The 17,248-nt window shown below is 69.9% G+C and carries 13 protein-coding genes, 3 tRNA genes and 2 pseudogenes; 5 read left to right on the forward strand and 13 right to left on the reverse strand.

Going from position 1 to position 17,248, the window contains the following annotated elements:
- Positions 1-42: 42 nt before the first annotated feature.
- The 10 genes and pseudogenes from BO39_RS06655 to BO39_RS06700 form a co-directional block, all read right to left on the reverse strand.
- The gene (locus tag BO39_RS06655; RefSeq protein ID WP_043831262.1) at positions 43-411 is read right to left on the reverse strand and encodes an NADH-quinone oxidoreductase subunit A; all 369 of its coding nucleotides are present in this window, start codon (positions 409-411) and stop codon (positions 43-45) included.
- Positions 412-672: 261 nt separating this feature from the next.
- Positions 673-749: transfer RNA gene (locus BO39_RS06660), tRNA-Asp, on the reverse strand.
- 71 nt (positions 750-820) lie between these two features.
- Positions 821-892 (reverse strand) — tRNA-Val (locus BO39_RS06665).
- Positions 893-1,008: 116 nt separating this feature from the next.
- A complete protein-coding gene (gene lon / locus BO39_RS06670; RefSeq protein WP_043831264.1) occupies positions 1,009-3,429 on the reverse strand; it encodes an endopeptidase La in 2,421 nt (806 codons plus the stop codon).
- A gap of 191 nt (positions 3,430-3,620) precedes the next feature.
- Positions 3,621-4,877: an ATP-dependent Clp protease ATP-binding subunit ClpX gene (gene clpX / locus BO39_RS06675; protein ID WP_043831265.1), complete on the reverse strand. Its 1,257-nt coding sequence runs from the start codon at positions 4,875-4,877 to the stop codon at positions 3,621-3,623.
- 178 nt (positions 4,878-5,055) lie between these two features.
- Positions 5,056-5,733 carry an ATP-dependent Clp endopeptidase proteolytic subunit ClpP gene (gene clpP, locus BO39_RS06680; protein WP_043831266.1) on the reverse strand — a complete coding sequence of 226 codons (678 nt, stop codon included), beginning with the start codon at positions 5,731-5,733 and terminating at the stop codon, positions 5,056-5,058.
- A gap of 174 nt (positions 5,734-5,907) precedes the next feature.
- A pseudogene (tig, locus tag BO39_RS30920) lies at positions 5,908-6,738 on the reverse strand (trigger factor); the annotation flags it as partial.
- Positions 6,739-7,332: 594 nt separating this feature from the next.
- A pseudogene (locus BO39_RS06690) lies at positions 7,333-7,752 on the reverse strand (trigger factor family protein); the annotation flags it as partial.
- Between the two features lie 56 nt (positions 7,753-7,808).
- Positions 7,809-7,893, reverse strand: a tRNA-Leu gene (locus BO39_RS06695).
- A gap of 101 nt (positions 7,894-7,994) precedes the next feature.
- On the reverse strand, positions 7,995-9,446 hold the full coding sequence (locus BO39_RS06700; RefSeq protein WP_043831267.1) for an NAD(P)H-hydrate dehydratase: 1,452 nt from the start codon (positions 9,444-9,446) through the stop codon (positions 7,995-7,997).
- A 186-nt stretch (positions 9,447-9,632) separates the two neighbouring features.
- On the opposite strand from BO39_RS06700, the gene parA reads away from it, so the two are divergent.
- Positions 9,633-10,256 carry a ParA family partition ATPase gene (parA, locus tag BO39_RS06705; protein ID WP_043831269.1) on the forward strand — a complete coding sequence of 208 codons (624 nt, stop codon included), beginning with the start codon at positions 9,633-9,635 and terminating at the stop codon, positions 10,254-10,256.
- Between the two features lie 34 nt (positions 10,257-10,290).
- Here the strand turns inward: parA and BO39_RS06710 are convergent, their stop codons facing one another.
- Positions 10,291-11,217, reverse strand: a complete 927-nt coding sequence (locus BO39_RS06710) for a DMT family transporter (protein ID WP_084697902.1) — start codon at positions 11,215-11,217, stop codon at positions 10,291-10,293.
- 212 nt (positions 11,218-11,429) lie between these two features.
- Between BO39_RS06710 and BO39_RS06715 the strand changes: the two genes are divergently transcribed.
- From BO39_RS06715 to metC, 4 genes are read left to right on the forward strand one after another with little or no spacing between them, the layout of a single operon-like run.
- The gene (locus BO39_RS06715) at positions 11,430-12,065 is read left to right on the forward strand and encodes an NUDIX domain-containing protein (protein WP_052401694.1); all 636 of its coding nucleotides are present in this window, start codon (positions 11,430-11,432) and stop codon (positions 12,063-12,065) included.
- Positions 12,062-12,793 carry an alanyl-tRNA editing protein gene (locus BO39_RS06720; RefSeq protein ID WP_420493634.1) on the forward strand — a complete coding sequence of 244 codons (732 nt, stop codon included), beginning with the start codon at positions 12,062-12,064 and terminating at the stop codon, positions 12,791-12,793. Before BO39_RS06715 ends, BO39_RS06720 begins: the two co-directional genes overlap by 4 nt.
- Entirely contained in the window at positions 12,790-13,656 is an 867-nt protein-coding gene (locus tag BO39_RS06725; RefSeq protein WP_043831271.1) for a sulfurtransferase, read from the forward strand. The genes BO39_RS06720 and BO39_RS06725 overlap by 4 nt, the downstream gene beginning before the upstream one ends.
- Positions 13,656-14,849 (forward strand): cystathionine beta-lyase, encoded by a 1,194-nt coding sequence (gene metC / locus BO39_RS06730; protein WP_043831273.1) that lies wholly within the window; start codon positions 13,656-13,658, stop codon positions 14,847-14,849. The genes BO39_RS06725 and metC overlap by 1 nt, the downstream gene beginning before the upstream one ends.
- Positions 14,850-14,868: 19 nt before the next feature.
- Here the strand turns inward: metC and BO39_RS06735 are convergent, their stop codons facing one another.
- Both BO39_RS06735 and BO39_RS06740 read right to left on the reverse strand, forming a co-directional pair.
- Positions 14,869-16,227, reverse strand: a complete 1,359-nt coding sequence (locus BO39_RS06735) for an NTP/NDP exchange transporter (protein WP_052401696.1) — start codon at positions 16,225-16,227, stop codon at positions 14,869-14,871.
- Positions 16,214-17,128 carry an aldo/keto reductase gene (locus tag BO39_RS06740; protein WP_043831275.1) on the reverse strand — a complete coding sequence of 305 codons (915 nt, stop codon included), beginning with the start codon at positions 17,126-17,128 and terminating at the stop codon, positions 16,214-16,216. The genes BO39_RS06735 and BO39_RS06740 overlap by 14 nt, the downstream gene beginning before the upstream one ends.
- Between the last annotated feature and the right edge of the window lie 120 nt (positions 17,129-17,248).

The raw sequence follows: 17,248 nt of genomic DNA on the forward strand, positions 1-17,248 counted from the left end.
ACCTTCGCGCGCGGCTCGTCTCTCCGCGCGTCGCCGCGCGGATCATTCCCAGTCCAGCGCGCCCTTGCGCCACTCGTACACGAAGCCGACTGTCAGCAGGCCCAGAAAGCCCATCATCGAGAGGAAGCCCACCCAACCGATGCCACCGAGCGACACGGCCCAGGGAAACAGGAAGGCCACCTCAAGGTCGAAGATGATGAACAGGATCGCCACGAGGTAGAATCGCACGTCGAAGCGGCGCCGCGTGTCGTCGAAGGGCTCAAATCCGCACTCGTAGGTCGAGAGCTTTTCCGAGTCCGGCTTCTGCCGCGCCGCGAGGACAGACCCCCCGACCATGGCGATGCTGATCGCCGCAGCGATCGCGAGGAAAATCAGGATCGGGAAGTAGTTAGCCAGCAGCGGCTGGGTCATCGTGCCCTCAGTGCTTTCCGGGGACCCGGCTCCCCTGGAGGCACCGGATACGCCCATGGGCGCTGAGGCGATGCCGCAGCGCAACGCACGCTACATATAGGCCCCCGTTCCCTTCCGCCATAGGGCTGCGGCCGGGGCGTTGCAGAATAAACGCAGCTTAATCAACGGTTGCGAGCGGTTCGCAACACCATCTTCCACTCGCAACGGGCCGAAAAAACGAAAACGCCGCCCGGTGAGGGGCGGCGCTTCGATATCGTCGCGTGGCGCGAGTGACGGGGCTCGAACCCGCGACCTCCGGCGTGACAGGCCGGCGCTCTAACCAACTGAGCTACACCCGCTCGCGTCGTGAGGGGCCGTTTATGGGGTCCGACAGGGCCTGTCAACCCGACCCGGACGCCATAAGGCAGAATGGGCGCTGAGGGATTCGAACCCCCGGCATCCTCGGTGTAAACGAGGCGCTCTACCGCTGAGCTAAGCGCCCACAAGCCCGCGCACGCAGCCTAGCCGAGCCCTGCGCGCCGCGCCACGGCCCCGGACAAAGGAAAAGGGCGCCAGCTCCCGCCGACGCCCCCTCCCCGTCTTCCTGACGCCGCAGGATCAGTGCGGCAGCAGCGCCGTCGAGGCAGGATCCCCCGCCGCCGGCTTGGAGGGCGTGACCTCCTCCGGCTCGATCCAGTCGATCGGCTCCGGCCGACGCACCAGGGCCTGCGCGATCACCTCGTCCACATGGGAGACGGGGATGACCTTCAGCACCTTGGTCACGCTCTCCGGGATATCGGCCAGGTCCTTCTCGTTCTCCTTCGGGATGAAGACGGTGCCGACGCCGGCGCGCAGCGCCGCCAGCAGCTTCTCCTTCAGCCCGCCGATCGGCAGCACCCGTCCGCGCAGCGTAATCTCGCCGGTCATTGCCACGTCCTTCCGGACAGGAATGCCCGTGAGGATCGAGACGATGCTCGTCGCCATCGCGATACCAGCGGAAGGCCCGTCCTTGGGCGTCGCACCCTCGGGCACGTGGACGTGGATGTCCCGCTTCTCGAAGATGTTCGGCTTGATCCCGAAGCTGGTCGCCCGGCTCCGGACATAGGACACTGCCGCCGAGACGCTCTCCTGCATGACGTCGCCGAGCTTGCCGGTGTGCTTCACGGCGCCCTTGCCGGGCAGCAGCACCGCCTCGATCGTCAGGATCTCACCACCCACCTCGGTCCAGGCGAGGCCAGTGACGGCGCCCACCATGTCCTCGGCCTCGGCCTCGCCGTAGCGGAACTTCCGCACGCCCGCGTACTTGCCAAGGTTCTCGTCGGTGATCTCCACCTTCGTCGCCTTGCCGGAGACGATCTCGCGCACGGCCTTGCGGGCCAGCCCGCCGATCTCCCGCTCGAGGTTACGGACGCCGGCCTCGCGCGTGTAGTAGCGCACCAGGTCGCGCACGGCGTCGTCGGTGACGCTCCACTCCCCCGCCTTCAGCCCGTTCGCCTCGGAGACCTTGGCGATCAGGTGGCGCCGTGCGATGCCGATCTTCTCATCCTCGGTGTAGCCGGGGATGCGGATGATCTCCATGCGGTCCAGCAGCGGCTGGGGCATCTTCAGCGAGTTGGCGGTCGTGATGAACATCACGTCCGACAGGTCGTAGTCCACCTCAAGGTAGTGGTCGTTGAAGGTCCCGTTCTGCTCGGGGTCCAGCACCTCCAGCAGGGCCGAGGACGGGTCCCCGCGCCAGTCGGCGCCGAGCTTGTCGATCTCGTCCAGCAGGAAGAGCGGGTTGGAGCTCTTCGCCTTCTTCATGCCCTGGATGACCTTGCCGGGCATCGAGCCGATATAGGTCCGCCGGTGGCCGCGCACCTCCGCCTCGTCGCGCACGCCGCCGAGCGACATCCGGACGAAGTTGCGGTTCACCGCCTTCGCGATCGACTTGCCAAGCGAGGTCTTGCCGACGCCGGGCGGGCCGACGAGGCACAGGATAGGCCCGCGGATCTTCTGGCTGCGCGACTGCACCGCCAGGTACTCGATGATCCGCTCCTTCACCTTGTCCAGGCCGAAGTGGTCGGCGTCGAGCACCTTCTGCGCCGCCTCCAGGTCGATCCGCACCTTCGTGCGCTTCTTCCAGGGGATGGTCAGCATCCAGTCGAGGTAGTTACGGACGACCGTCGCCTCGGCCGACATCGGCGACATGCCGCGGAGCTTCTTCAGCTCGCCCATCGCCTTGTCGCGCGCCTCGGGGGAGAGCTTGGTGGCCTTGATCTTGGCCTCCAGCTCCGCGACCTCGTCCTTGCCCTCCTCGCCCTCGCCCAGCTCCTTCTGGATCGCCTTCATCTGCTCGTTCAGGTAGTACTCGCGCTGGGTCTTCTCCATCTGCCGCTTCACGCGGTTCCGGATGCGCTTCTCGACCTGAAGGACGCCGATCTCGCTCTCCATATGAGCAAAGACGCGCTCGAGCCGGGCGGGCACGCCCACCGTCTCCAGCAGCTCCTGCTTCTCGGCGATCTTGAGGTTCAGGTGGGCCGCCACCGTGTCGGCAAGCTTCGCCGGCTCCTCGATCTGGTTGATCGAGACGAGCACCTCGGGCGCGATCTTCTTGTTGAGCTTGATGTAGCCCTCGAACTGGCTGACCACCGAGCGGCTGAGCGCCTCGACCTCGCGCGGCTCGGTGGCCGCCTCCTCGATCGTCTCGGCGAAGGCCTCGAAGTGGGTGCCGGTCTCCTTCCAGCCCACAACGCGGGCACGCCGCCCGCCCTCGACGAGCACCTTCACGGTGCCGTCCGGCAGCTTCAGCAGCTGGAGCACGGTGGAGACGGTGCCGACATCGAAGAGGTCACCGGCACCAGGATCGTCCTGAGACGCATTGCGCTGGGCCAGCAGGAGGATCTGCTTGTCCTCCCGCATCACTGTTTCCAGCGCGCGGACGGACTTCTCTCGGCCCACGAAAAGCGGGACGATCATGTGTGGAAAAACAACGATATCGCGGAGAGGAAGGACGGGCAGGGCCTCGCCCTTGATCAGCTCCACATCGGAATCCGCCATCGGGACCTCACTTGGACAGTCGGCGCGGGACCGCCCCAAACAGGCACGGCCCCTTGCCACGGGGGAATGCCCTATGTGGTACCGGGGCGCCTTCCGCACAACTGTGGGACGGCGCCCCGGTCAAAAGGGACCTTGCAAGAAGGATGCCCCCCTGAGAAGGGGGAGCCGCCCCGAAGGGCGGCCAACCCGGCTCAGGCGCTAGTTTGCTCCGCCGCCCGTTCACCATAGATGAACAGCGGCTGCGCCCGGGTCTCGGCCACTTCCTTGTTGACCACGACCTCCTCGACCTCCTCCAGGCCGGGCAGCTCGAACATGGTGGAGAGCAGGATGCCCTCCATGATCGAGCGCAGCCCGCGGGCGCCGGTCTTGCGCTGGATGGCGCGGGTCGCAACCGACTTCAGCGCGTCCTCGGTGAAGGTGAGCTTCGTCCCCTCCATCTCGAACAGCCGCTGGTACTGCTTCAGCAGGGCGTTCTTCGGCTTGGTCAGGATCTCGATGAGGGCCTTCTCGTCCAGGTCCTCGAGCGTCGCGATCACCGGCAGGCGACCGATGAACTCGGGAATCAGGCCGAACTTCAGCAGGTCCTCGGGCTCCACCTCGCGGAGGATCGCCCCGGCCCGGCGCTCGTCGGGGCCACGGACCTCGGCGCCGAAGCCGATTCCCGAGCCCTTGCCCTTGGCCGCGATGATCTTCTCGAGGCCGGCGAAGGCGCCACCCACGATGAAGAGGATGTTGGAGGTATCCACCTGCAGGAACTCCTGCTGGGGGTGCTTCCGGCCACCCTGCGGCGGCACGGAGGCAACCGTGCCCTCCATGATCTTCAGCAGCGCCTGCTGGACGCCCTCGCCCGAGACGTCCCGGGTGATCGAGGGATTATCCGACTTGCGGGAGATCTTATCGACCTCGTCGATATAGACGATGCCGCGCTGCGCCCGCTCGACGTTGTAGTCTGCGGCCTGGAGCAGCTTGAGGATGATGTTCTCGACATCCTCGCCCACATAGCCGGCCTCGGTCAGCGTGGTCGCGTCGGCCATCGTGAAGGGCACGTCGAGGATGCGGGCCAGAGTCTGGGCCAGCAGCGTCTTGCCCGAGCCGGTGGGGCCCACGAGCATGATGTTGCTCTTGGCGATCTCCACCTCGCCGGTCTTAGCGCCATGCGCCAGCCGCTTGTAGTGGTTGTGCACGGCCACCGAGAGCACCTTCTTCGCGTGCTCCTGCCCGATGACATAGTCATCAAGGACCTTGCAGATCTCCTTGGGCGTCGGAACCCCGTCGCGGGACTTCACGAGGTGCGTCTTATGCTCCTCGCGGATGATGTCCATGCACAGCTCGACGCACTCATCGCAGATGAACACGGTCGGGCCCGCGATGAGCTTGCGCACCTCGTGCTGCGACTTGCCGCAGAACGAGCAGTACAGGGTATTCTTGGAATCGGCGGACTTGCTCATGCGCGCTCCTCGCCCCCGGGCCGGCCATGCGGCGCAACAAAGGCGTCAAGAAAGCAAGATAACCCCGCCTCCCCCTTGGGGGAAGCGAGGGACGAAATCGTGAAGGGCATACCGCCCCTGCGCCCGGGCCAAGGCCGAAGCGGGCCTGACCCGGACGGCACGGGCGGAGTCGTGTCCATCAGGGGCGCGGCGGCTCCACCGCGGGGGTTGCCACATTGGCGCCCGCGGGCAGCTTCACCACCACCTGGTCGATCAGCCCGAACTGCTGGGCCTCCTCGGCGGACATGTAGCTGTCGCGCTCCAGCTTCTTCTCGATCTCCTCGATCGGCTGGCCGGTGTGGTGAACGTAGATCTGGTTCAGCCGCTGGCGCAGGCTCAGGATCTCGCGCGCCTGGATCTCGATGTCCGTCGCCTGGCCCTGGGCACCGCCGGAGGGCTGGTGCACCATGATCCGGCTGTTCGGCAGGGCAAAGCGCTTGCCCTTCTCGCCGGCGGTCAGCAGCAGCGAGCCCATAGAGGCCGCCATGCCGAGGCAAACCGTCGATACGGGGCTACGGATGTACTGCATCGTGTCGTACATCGCGAGGCCGGCCGAGACGACGCCGCCCGGGCTGTTGATGTAGAAGGCGATGTCCTTGTTCGGGTTCTCGCTCTCGAGAAAGAGGAGCTGCGCGCAGATCAGCGACGACATCTGGTCGTAGACCTGGCCCGTCAGGAAGATGATCCGCTCCTTCAGCAGGCGCGAATAGATGTCGAAAGCGCGCTCCCCACGGGCGGTCTGCTCGACCACCATGGGAACGAGGGAGTTGTTGTACAGCTCCACCGGATCGCGATCGACGAATACTGAGCGAGTCATCGTTTGTCCTTCCCCACCGGCGAGGAGGCGCGTCCCCGATGGCACCGCCCGGAGGGACGCCCGGCCAGGCCGCGGCATCCGCCCGGCCCATCCTGCCGGCTATCTTCCACCCCAAGATGGGGCAAGCCGCCCCCCCGCGAAAGGGGGGCGGCGCCGGGATTCAGCGGGCTTCTCTCAGGCCGCCTGAAGATCGGAAGCTGAAACGGTCGTGTCGTTCACCTTCGCCAGTTCGAGCATGAAGTCCACCACCTTCTCCTCGAAGATAGGGGCGCGGAGGTTCTCCAGAGCCTGCGGGTTCTTCTGGAAGAACTCGAAAACCTGTTTCTCCTGGCCGGGGTAGCGGCTGGCCTCGTTTCGCATGGCCTGGGCCAGCTCGTCCTGCCCGACCTGGATGTTGTTCGTCCGCCCGATCTCGGAGAGCAGCAGGCCCAGTCGGATGCGCCGCTCGGCGATCTTCCGGTACTCGGCGCGCAGCGTCTCCTCGTCCTTGCCGGCGTCCTCGGCGTCCAGGCGGCCGGCCTTGCGGTCCTCCTCCACCCGGCCCCAGATCTGGCCGAACTCGGCCTCCACCATGCCCTCCGGCACCGGGAAATCCGCCCGCTCCGCCAGCTGGTCAAGCAGCGAGCGCTTCACCCGCAGCCGCGTCAGCTGGTCGTACTCGCGCTGGATGGAGGCGCGCAGCTCGTCGCGCAGCTTCTCGGCGCTCTCAAGCCCGAGGGACTTGGCGAAATCATCGTCCGCCGGCGCCGCGGCGCGCTTCTTCAGGGCCTTGGCGGTGATCTCAAACTCGGCGGGCTTGCCGGCCAGCTCGGCGGAACCGTAGGCCTCGGGGAAGCTCACCCGCACCTTGCGGGTCTCGCCCACGCGGATGCCCTCAAGCCCCTCGGTGAAGCCGGGGATGAAGCCCTCGCCGCCCACGTCGATCGGCATGTCCTGGGCGGTGCCGCCCGGGAAGGGCTCGCCGACGGTCGCCTCGCCGGCATACGTGAGGACCGGTGCGCCAAAGCGAAGGGTGATCGGCGCCCTCAGCGGCACCTTCATCTCGAGCCGCAGGCCGGGAACGAAGCCGGCGACCTCCGCATCCTCTGGCAGGCTCATCGTGCCGTAGAGCACCTGCTCGCCCAGGGATGCGGATCCGATGACCGGCACCCCCGCGAACACGCTCTTCCGCAGTTGCCCAGCCGCGTTCAGCCCGTTGAGGTAGAGCTGGGTCGCGACCTCGCCCGACATCTCCCCATTCACCAGGCGGCAGGGAACGCCGAGCGTGAAGGTGCCGCCCGCCTTCCCCGGGATGGCGGCGCGGGCGAAATCGATCCGGAAGGCGGAGAGCGGCGCCTCCTCCGTGCCCGGCTGGAGGGTGACGTCGAGATAGCCGATGCCGTCCTCCTCGCCGGTGCCGGCCGTGGCGGCCAACCCCTCAGGTCCGGAGCGCAGCTTGACGCTCCCCTCGGTCGGCGCCGTGCCGAGCAGGTTCCCTGCCCCCGGCGCATTGACCAGCCGGCCCACGAAGTCGGCCACGACCGTGTCGCCCTTCTCGGCGGGGCGGTCCTCGGTCACGTCCTCGAGCTTCGCGTTGCGGGAGGCGAGGCCGTCGAGCGCCTTCTGCACCTCCTCATCGGAGGGCTCGGCGCGCGGACGCTCCACCTCGATTCCCGAGAAATCGGGCATCGGGATCTCGGGCAGAAGCTCCATCTCGATGTTGAAGGTCAGGTCCTGGCCATCGGCGAACTCGCCGGCCAGCTCCACCTTCGGCTGCAGGGCGGGGCGCAGGCCGCGGCCGGTCAGCAGCTCGCGCGTCGCGTTCTGCACCTGCTCCTCCAGCACCTCGCCGGTCACGGCCGTGCCGTAGCGCTTCTTGACCACCGACATCGGCACCTTGCCCGGGCGGAAGCCGGGCATCCGCAGGTCGCGGCCCAGCGCCGCCAGCCGCTTGTCGCGCGTCGCCTCGAGTTCGGCCGCCGGCACAACCACCGAGAAGGACCGCTTCAGCCCCTCGGCCGAGAGCTCCGTCACCTGCATTCGCTCAGTTCCACATCCAGGACATTAAAAGGCAATTCTGGCGGCGCCGAAGCGTTTGGTGCGGGCGGAGGGATTTGAACCCCCACGGCTTGCGCCACTGGAACCTAAATCCAGCGTGTCTGCCAGTTCCACCACGCCCGCCCATCGGCGGCACCGAAGGGCGCGGCCATAGCGCACCCGCGCCCGCTTTCCAAGCGGCGCCGGATTCGCGCCGCAAGTAATGAGAGCCACAGCCGTCCCGCTCAGCCCCCGGCGGCGGCCCGAAGGGCGGCGGGAAGCCCCGCGATCACGTCCTCCGCCACCACCCCCGGCGCGTCCGGGACCGCCGCCCCCTGGAGCCAGACGGCAGCGCAGGCGGCCTCGAAGGGCGGCATTCCCTGGGCCAGTAGCCCGCCCAGCGTGCCCGCCAGCACGTCCCCCGTGCCGGCGGTGGCCAGGCTCGGTGGCGCGTTGTGGTTGATCGCCGCCCGACCGTCCGGCGCCGCGATCACCGTGTCGGGCCCCTTGAGCACGACGACCACCCCCGTCCGCCAGGCGGCATCCCGCGCGGCGGAAAGCCGGTCCGGACCGGCCTCCCCGAAGATGCGCGCGAACTCCCCGGAATGCGGCGTCAGCACCGCCGCCCCCCGCAGCGCGTCCGGCTGCCCCGCGCAGGCGCCGAGCGCCCCGGCATCGGCCACGATCGTCCGCCCCGCCCAGATGGCGGCGTCCAGCAACTTCCGAGTGGCCTCGTCGGGCGGCAGGCCAGGGCCGATCACCCAGATGCCGCGCCGCTCGTCCTGCAGCAGGGGGCGCACCGGCGGATCCGCCACGATCGCGCCCGGCTCGCCCGCCCGGAAGGCCGCCGCCGCCTCCGCCGTCGCCGCCGCGAGGGTCACCAGCCCGGCCCCAGCCCGCCGCGCGGCCGACGCCGCCAGCCGCGCGGCGCCGGGCATGGCGCCCCCGGCCACCACCACATGGCCGCGGCGGTATTTGTGCCCCTCCACCTCGAGCGCGGGCGGTCGCCACAGGCCCGGCGCGTTGCGGAAGCTGCGCCCCTCTTCCCCGGCCAGGGCCGCGGCCAGCGCCGCCTCCGGAAGGCCGATATCCGCCAGCACCAGCTCCCCGCAGAGCAGCCGGCCCGGCAGCAGAAGGTGCCCGGGCTTCAGCCGCGCGAAGGTGACCGTGACGGCGGCGGCCGCGACTTCGCCCAGCGCCTGTCCCGTCGCGCCGTCCAGCCCGCTCGGCACATCCACGGCCAGGATCGGCCCGCCGGCCGCCCGCAAGACCGCCACCGCTTCGTCTTCGAGCGGCCGGGAGGGAGCAGCGCCGAGGAGCGCGTCGATCACCAGCCCGGCCCGTGCCGCCTCGGCCGGCTCGAAGGGCACCACGGGCCCGCGCCAGCGCCCCGCGGCCCGCGCCGCCGGCCCGCCCGGCCGCGGCGGCGCCATGGTGGCGACCGAGACGCCCCAACCTGCCCTCTCAAGCCGCCGCGCCGCGACATAGCCGTCGCCGCCATTATTCCCCGGCCCGACCAGCACGAGCACGCGGCGGGGACGGAACCGCGCCGTCACCGCCCGCGCCACCGCCTCGCCCGCCGCCTCCATCAGCCGGTCCACGGGCACGGCGGAGGCGGCATCCGCCCGCGCCATCGCGGCGGGGGAGAGCAGATCGATGGGCCAGGGCAGCGCCGCGGCACCGCGGGTGACGCGCATGGAGACTCTTTCTCGTTGCTGGCAAGCGCGCGGCGCGCGGCTGGTCTGGAAGGCGGTCATGGGGCCACAACGCCGGCGGGACCGGTTTCATACGCCGTCCAGCCCGCCGGGCCGCGCCATGGCCAGGGCTGGCCCTTTCCCCGCCGATCCGCGCTAGGGTGGTCCCGAATCGGCAGGAGGCGGGGCATGGCCTTCGTGGTGGCAGTGGCGCAGCGCAAGGGCGGGGCAGGTAAGTCCACCGTCGCCGCCAACCTGGCGGTCGCCCTCGCGGAAGCCGGCCTGAAGGCCGCGCTGCTCGACACCGACCCCCAGGGCACGCTCACCCGCTGGCACGGGCTGCGCGGGCAGGGCGCGCGCGACCTCGCCTTCGAGAACCCGGCCGGTTGGCGCGTGCCCCAGGCCGTGACCCGGCTGCGGAAGACGATGGACTTCGTCATCCTCGACACGCCGCCGCATGCGGACACCGACAGCCGGCTCGCGATGCGCTCGGCCGACCTCGTCCTCATTCCCCTCCAGCCCTCGGTCGCCGATCTCTGGGCCATGGAGGGCACGCTGGAGGTGGCGGCGGCGGAGAAGCGCGTCGTCGCCCTCATGCTCAACCGCGTTCCCGCCCAGGGTCGCGCCGCGCAGGAGGTGGCGGCGACGCTGAAGGAGCGGAACCTGCCCCTCCTCCCCTCCCCCTTCGGCAACCGCACCGCCTTCGCGGCCGCCTTCGCGGAGGGGATGGGCGTCACCGAGCACGCCTCCCGCAGCCAGGCCGCGACCGAGGCCCGGGCCCTCGCCGAGGCCATCCGGCGGGAGGGTGCCTGAGCCCGGCCGGGGCGCGAGAGCGCCCTCGCCCCGCTCACCGCCCGCCCGACAGCTCGGTCCGCCACAGCGCCAGCCCCGCGCCCACCAGCACCAGGAAGCCTGCCAGGTCCCACCCGTCCGGCACCTCGCCCCATAGAAGGGCGCCGAGCGCGGTGGTCCAAAGGATGGCCGAATACTCGAAGGGAGCGACGAGGCTCGTGTCCTCCGCCCGGTAGGCCGCCGTCATCAGCAGCTGCGCCGCGATCGAGACGAGGCCCACCACCAGCAGCAATCCCCACTGCCAGGCCGTCGGCGCCACCCAACCGGGAATCGCCGCGATCCCCGAGGCGATGGCCGCCCCGATCGCGAACCAGAGGACGATGGTGATCCCCGCCTCCCCCGCCTCCCCCATGCGGCGGATCGAGACCATGGCGCAGGCCCAGCCGAAGGCGCCGAGCAGCACCGCCCCCGCCGCGCCGAGATGCAGCGGCCCGCCACCGCCGGGCTGGAGCATCAGCAGCACGCCGAGGAACCCGGCCACCACCACCACCACCCGCTGCCATCCCACCCGCTCCCGCAGCAGGACCACCGAGAGGGCCGTGAGGAAGAGCGGCATAGTGAAGTTCAGCGCCGTCACGGTCGCGAGCGGCAGCAGCGCGTAGCCGAAGAAGGAGCCGTACATCCCGAGCAAGCCGCCCACCAGCCGCTCCAGGTGCCGCCGCGCGTGCCGCGTCCGCAGCGCGCCGCGCAGCCCGCCCGGCGAGGCCCGCGCCATCAGCAGCAGCACAGGCAGCGGCAGCAGGTTACGGAAAAACACCAGCTCCGAGAGCGGCACCTCCCCCTGCAACCCCTTCACCGCCGCGGCGGCGAGGGCGAAGAGGCCGGCCGAGCCGGTGACGCAGGCGATCGCCCGCAGGCGCGCGGCGCGGCCGCCCGGCGAGGGTTGCCCGCCGGGCACCGTAGACACTGAGGGGGCGTTCATTACTCTCGCGCTTCGTGTGGCCGGCTTTCTCTCCCGGCCATTCTCCCGCCCCCGCCCGCCTCCGCAACCCCCGCATGCCCGATCCTCGTCCCCCACTCGTCACCCCAGGGGTGATTTCAAGCGGCCCGGTTCCGCTGTAGCTTCCCGCCCACATGAGCGAGCAAGACGGCGCGGCCGACCCTTCCGCGCCCCCGACGGCCAGCCCCAGAGCGATGCCGAGACCGGCGAACGCCCCACCCGTCCCCCCGCACCCCCTCCTCATCCCTGAGGCGGATGAGGTCGTCTGGGCCGGCCGCTTCCCCGTGCAGCGCGTGCGCTTCCGCTTCAGGAAGCGCGACGGAACCCCCTCCGCCCCCCTTACCTGGGAGCTGATGCGGCGCGGCCAGGGCACCGTGATCCTGCCCTGGGATCCCGTGACGGACCGCATCGCCCTCATCGAGCAGTTCCGCCTCCCCGCCCTCGCCGCCGGGGAAGAACCGATGATGACCGAGCTGCCCGCCGGCCTCGTCGAGACCGGCGAGGACCCCGACGCCACCGCCCGGCGCGAGCTGGCCGAGGAAACCGGCCTCCACACCGACCGCATGATCCCGATCGGTGCCTTCATGCTCATGCAGGGCGCCTCGGACGAGCGTGTTCACTTCTACCTCGCCCAGGTTGCCCTTCAGGACGAGGACGGCACCCTTGGCGGCCTCGACACCGAGGGCGAGGAAACCGCGGTCGTCGTGGTGACGGCCGCGGACGCCTTCGCCATGGTGGCCGGGAACAGGATCCGGAACGCTCCTGCCGCCCTCGCCCTGCTCTGGCTGCAGGTGAACCACGCCCGCCTGAGGGCGGAATGGACGGAATGATGCAGACACAGCCCCTTTTCCGCGACGACGCCTATGCCGCCGCCGCCCAGGCCACCGTGCTCGAATCCTCGGACGCGGGCGTGATCCTCGACCGCAGCGTCTTCTACCCCCGTGCCGGCGGCCAGCCCGGCGATACCGGCACACTGGCCTGGGAAGGCGGCGAGATGACCGTCGCCGACACGATCAAATCCCCCGACGGCTCCGCCCTGCACGTCCCCTCCCCCGGCAGCGCTATCCCGCCCGTGGGCGCGAAGGTGGAGGCGCGGCTCGACTGGACCCGCCGGCACCGGCACATGCGGATGCACACCACGCTGCACCTTCTCTGCGCCGCGATGCCGGGCATCTACGCCACCGGCAACCAGATCGGCGCCGAGAAGTCCCGCCTCGACTTCGACTTGCCCGATCCGCCCGCCAAGGAATGGGTGACCGAGAAGCTCAACGAACTCATCGCCGGCGACCACCCGATCGGCGAGCGCTGGATCACCGAGGCGGAACTCGACGCCAATCCCGGCCTCGTCCGCACCCTCTCCGTCCAGCCCCCGCGCGGCGCCGGCCAGGTCCGCCTCGTCCGCATCGGCGCGGAGGAATCCCCCATCGACCTCCAGCCCTGCGGCGGCACCCATGTCCGCCGCACCGGCGAGATCGGCCGCGTGGAGGTCGTGAAGATGGAGAGCAAGGGCAAGCAGAACCGGCGCATCCACATCGTGCTGGCGGAGGACACCCCATGAACGATCTCGTCTCGACCGATTGGCTGGCGGCCGAACTCGGCAAGCCCGACCTCGTGGTGCTCGACTGCACCCTGTTCCTGCCCAACGAGCCCGGCGACAAGTTCGAGGCCTTCAGCGCCGCCCACATCCCCGGCGCGCGGCTCTTCGACATCGACCTCTTCGCCGATCCCGACGGCGACCTGCCGCACATGGTCCCGACGCCCGCCCGCTTCGCAAAGCTCGCGGGCGCGCTCGGTATCTCGAATTCCAGCCGCGTCGTCTTCTACGACCAGCACGGCCTCCGCGCCTCCGCCCGCGGCTGGTGGCTCATGCGCCTGATGGGCCATGAGAACGCCTTCGTGCTCGACGGCGGCCTTCCGAAATGGAAGCGCGAGGGCCACCCCATCGAGAGCGGCGAACCCGCCACCGCCCAGGCCGCCACCTTCACGCCCGACTTCCGCGCCGACCGCCTGCGCGGCATCGGCGACATCAAGCGCATCGTTCGCCAGGGCGGCGGCGAGGCCCTCATCCTCGACGCCCGCGCCGCCGGCCGCTTCGACGGCACCGCGCCGGAGCCCCGCCCCGGCCTGCCCTCCGGCCACATGCCCGGCGCCGCCAACATCGCCTTCACCGAACTCCTCACCCCCGAGGGCACCATGCTGCCCCCGGAGGCGCTGCGTGCCCGCTTCGAGCGCGCGGGCGCGGACGGCGAGCGGCCGGTCATCCTCTCCTGCGGCTCCGGCGTCACCGCCTGCGTGCTGGCCCTCGGCCTCGTCCGCGCCGGCCTGCCCGAGGGCGCCGTCTATGACGGATCCTGGACCGAATGGGCGCTGCGCCCCGAAACCCCCAAGAGCACCCCCAAGAACAACGAGGACGCCGCCTGATGGCCGATCCCACCGACAAGCAGCTCGGCTTCGCCACCCGCATGTCCCATCACGGGCGCGCGGGGGCGAAGGTGCACGGCTTCGTCAACCCGCCCGTCCACCGCGGCTCCACCGTCCTCTTCCCCGATTGCGAGAGCCGCAAGTCCGCCGCCAAGCAGCGCTACGAGCAGGTCCTGACCTACGGCACCGCCGGCGGCCCCACCCACCACATGCTCGAGGACATGATCGCGGAGATCGAGGGCGGCACCCGCGCCCTCATCGTCGGCACCGGCCTCGCCGCCGTCATGGTCCCGCTGCTCGCCTACCTGAAGGCCGGCGACCACTGCCTCATGCCCGACAGCGTCTACGGCCCGGCGCGGAACCTGTCGGACGGCCTCATGAAGGGATGGGGAATCGAGACGACCTACTACGACCCGCTGGTGGACGAGGCGGGCATGCGCGCCCTCATCCGCCCGAACACGAAGGTCGTTTATACCGAGAGCCCCGGCAGCCACACCTTCGAGGTGCAGGACATCCCCGCCATCGCCCGCGCCGCCCATGCCGCGGGGGCCAAGGTGCTGATGGACAACACCTGGGGCTTCTACAACTTCCAGCCCTTCGAGCACGGGGTGGACGTCTCCATCCAGGCGTTGACGAAGTATGCCGGCGGTCACTCGGACATCCTGCTCGGCAGCGTCGCCGTGAACTCACCCGAGGACTGGACGGTGGTGAAGGGCGCGGCCAGCCAGCTCGGCCAGTTCGCCAGTCCCGACGACTGCTGGCTCTGCCTGCGCGGCCTGCGCACCCTGCCGGTGCGGCTGCGCCAGCAGGCGGAGAACGGCCTCACCGTCGCCCGTTGGCTGGAGGGCCGGCCGGAGGTGCTGCGCCTGCTGCACCCCGCGCTCCCCTCCCACCCTCAGCACGAACTCTACGCCCGCGACTTCCTCGGGCCGTGCAGCCTCTTCGGCGTGGTGCTCCAGCCCCGCTACTCCGAGGCGGATGCGGAGTCGGTCTGCGACAACCTGGCCCTCTTCGGCATCGGCGCTTCCTGGGGCGGCTACGAGAGCCTCGCCCTGCCGACCGCCCCCTCCATCACCCGCACGGCGAAGGACCCGGCCCTGGGCGGGCCGGCGATCCGCCTGCATATCGGGCTGGAGGAGACGGAGGACCTGATCGCCGACCTCGCACAGGCGCTGGACCGGCTGCCGGGCTGATCCCCAGACCCCCGCCCGGTCAGGCTGGGCGGGGGGCACCTGCGGACTTCGGTGCGGGAGTACCCGCCGCTTCAGCCTCGACCCGCTCCTGCCGCCGCCCCAGCCAGAAGCTCAGCCCCAGCCAGATCACCGAGAGCGGCACCGCCACCACCGAGATACCGGTCAGCCCGAGTCCAAGATACCCCAGCCCCGCATAGGACCAGGACCCCACCTGGTCCCCCCCGCGATAGACCACCGTGTCGATGAAGTTCTTCGCCTTGTAGCGGTCCTCTCGCGGCACGGAGGTGAACAGCACCTCCCGCGTCGGCCGGGCGAGAGCGAAGTTGCTCACCCGCCGCGCCACCTGCACCACTACGAAGACCGCGACGCCGGGTGACGCTGCCAACGCCGCGAACCCCACCACGCTGAACAGCGGCAGGGCACAGAGCGTGATCGCCACCCCGAGCCACCCCATCAGCCGCCCCGTGAGAAAGAGCTGGAAGACGAGGGTGAGCACGTTCACCCAGAAATCGATGTCCGCGAAGAAGGCCGTGCGCGCCGCCCGGCTCGTGAAGTTCGCCTCCGCGATCGTCGCCTGCTGAAAGTACAGGAAGGTGGAGGTGACGGAGTAGAAGAGCATGAAGAAGGCGATCCCCAGCAGGTAGGGGGATCGGAAGGTATGCGTCATCCCCGCGAAGATCCCCCCGCCGACTGCCCGGTGCGGGTCGTCGCCCGCGACCGGCCGCTGGAAGGCGTCGCTGATCCGGGAAAGCTGGCGGGAGGCCAGTACCGCCACCTCCAGCAGCGCGATCGAGGCCAGAAGCAGCCAGTTCTGCCCGATATGCTCCACGAAGCCGGAGGTGAGGCTCGACCCCGCGATCCCGCCCACGGTCGCGCCCGCTGCCAGGAAGCCGAAGAGCCGCTTCCCCTGCTCCCCATCGAAGACATCCACGACGAAGGACCAGAAGACCGAGACGACGAAGAGGTTGAAAACCGAGATCCAGATGAAGAAGGCCCGCCCGATCCAGACATGCGCTTCGGGCGAGGAGAAACCGAGCAGCGCCATGAAGATCAGCAGGTTCAGCATGAAGAAGCGGTAGGCGATCGCGATGAAGCGCTCCCGCGGGAAGCGGCGCACCGCATAGGCAAACAGCGGGTTCACCGCGAGCATCGCCACCAGCGTGCCCGTGAAGAGCCAGGGCAGGTTCCGCACCCCGCCCGCAACACCCAACTCGTCCCGGATCGGCCGCAGCACGTAATAGGCAAGGAACAGCGCGAAGACGTAGAGCCAGGACCAGGCCAGCGCCTGCGCCTCCGCCGGGCGCACGTCGATCACCCGGCGCAGCGCACGAAAGAGCCAGCCACCCTCCGCCGGAGCGGAGGCGTCAGAGGCCGTCAATATACTGCTCCATCCGCCGGCGCAGCGCGGCGTCGGGCATCCGCCCCTGGGCAGCCTTCAAGTTGTCATCCACGTAGCGGGCCTGGGCCATGCCGGGGATCGCGCAGGTCACCGCCTCGTGGGAGACGATGTATTTCAGCATCACCTGCGCCCAGCTCGTGCAGTCGATCTCCGCCGCCCAGTCCGGCAGCGGCTTGCCCTGGGTGGCCCGGAACACGCTGCCCCGCCCGAAGGGCAGGTTGATGAAGACCGCCATCCCCCGGTCCCGCGCCAAGGGGATGATCCGCTCGGCGGCGTTGCGGTTGTCCAGCGCGTAGTCGATCTGGATGGAGTCCAGCGCCTCCCGGCGCATCATCGCCTCGAAGGCCTCGTACTGCCGGTCGAAGGAGGTGGTGGCGCCCACATAGCGGATGCGCCCTGCCGCCTTCAGCTCCCGCAGCGTCGCCAGTTCATTGGAGATGTCGCGCAGGTTGTGCACGGCGATGAGGTCGATCCGGTTCGTCCGCAGGTTGCGGAAGGATTGCTCGATCTGCTCCCGCCCCTGCTCCTTGTTGTCCACGGCCACCTTCGTGCAGACGAACATGGAGGGCCGGATGTTCAGATCCGCCATCAGCCCGCCCATGACCGGCTCCGCGACCCCATAGGTCGGCGAGGTGTCGAGCACCGTCCCACCCATGGCCTGGAACTGCCGGAAGGTCTCGCGCAGCGGCCCGATATCCTCCTCCGTCTTCGCGTCCTCGTAGCGGCGAGCGGAGCCGAGGCCGATCACCGGGATCATCTCCCCGGAGGAGGGGATCGGCTTGCGGATGAGCGCCGGCTGCGCGGCGGCCCCGAGATCAAGCGCGGCGGCGACCAACCCGCCCCCCAGGGCGGCCAGCGCGGTGCGGCGGGTGGCATTCATGGCGTCGTCTCCCCGGAGGAACCGGCCGAAGCGGGATGCGCGGCCGGACGGCGTCGTGGCCAGTAGAGGGGAAGCTTGGCCCGGATGGCGCGGCGCGTGAATGGCCCGTTCGCCGGGCCG

Source organism: Roseomonas aerilata DSM 19363, from assembly GCF_000711725.1.
Taxonomy (GTDB): domain Bacteria; phylum Pseudomonadota; class Alphaproteobacteria; order Acetobacterales; family Acetobacteraceae; genus Roseomonas; species Roseomonas aerilata.

Bases quoted from the DNA above. Each gene is read 5' to 3' on its own strand.
- BO39_RS06655 (WP_043831262.1), bottom strand. From the start codon at position 411: ATGACCCAGCCGCTGCTGGCTAACTACTTCCCGATCCTGATTTTCCTC.
- lon (WP_043831264.1), bottom strand. From the start codon at position 3,429: ATGGCGGATTCCGATGTGGAGCTGATCAAGGGCGAGGCCCTGCCCGTC.
- clpX (WP_043831265.1), bottom strand. From the start codon at position 4,877: ATGAGCAAGTCCGCCGATTCCAAGAATACCCTGTACTGCTCGTTCTGC.
- clpP (WP_043831266.1), bottom strand. From the start codon at position 5,733: ATGACTCGCTCAGTATTCGTCGATCGCGATCCGGTGGAGCTGTACAAC.
- BO39_RS06700 (WP_043831267.1), bottom strand. From the start codon at position 9,446: ATGCGCGTCACCCGCGGTGCCGCGGCGCTGCCCTGGCCCATCGATCTG.
- parA (WP_043831269.1), top strand. From the start codon at position 9,633: ATGGCCTTCGTGGTGGCAGTGGCGCAGCGCAAGGGCGGGGCAGGTAAG.
- BO39_RS06710 (WP_084697902.1), bottom strand. From the start codon at position 11,217: ATGAACGCCCCCTCAGTGTCTACGGTGCCCGGCGGGCAACCCTCGCCG.
- BO39_RS06715 (WP_052401694.1), top strand. From the start codon at position 11,430: ATGCCGAGACCGGCGAACGCCCCACCCGTCCCCCCGCACCCCCTCCTC.
- BO39_RS06720 (WP_420493634.1), top strand. From the start codon at position 12,062: ATGATGCAGACACAGCCCCTTTTCCGCGACGACGCCTATGCCGCCGCC.
- BO39_RS06725 (WP_043831271.1), top strand. From the start codon at position 12,790: ATGAACGATCTCGTCTCGACCGATTGGCTGGCGGCCGAACTCGGCAAG.
- metC (WP_043831273.1), top strand. From the start codon at position 13,656: ATGGCCGATCCCACCGACAAGCAGCTCGGCTTCGCCACCCGCATGTCC.
- BO39_RS06740 (WP_043831275.1), bottom strand. From the start codon at position 17,128: ATGAATGCCACCCGCCGCACCGCGCTGGCCGCCCTGGGGGGCGGGTTG.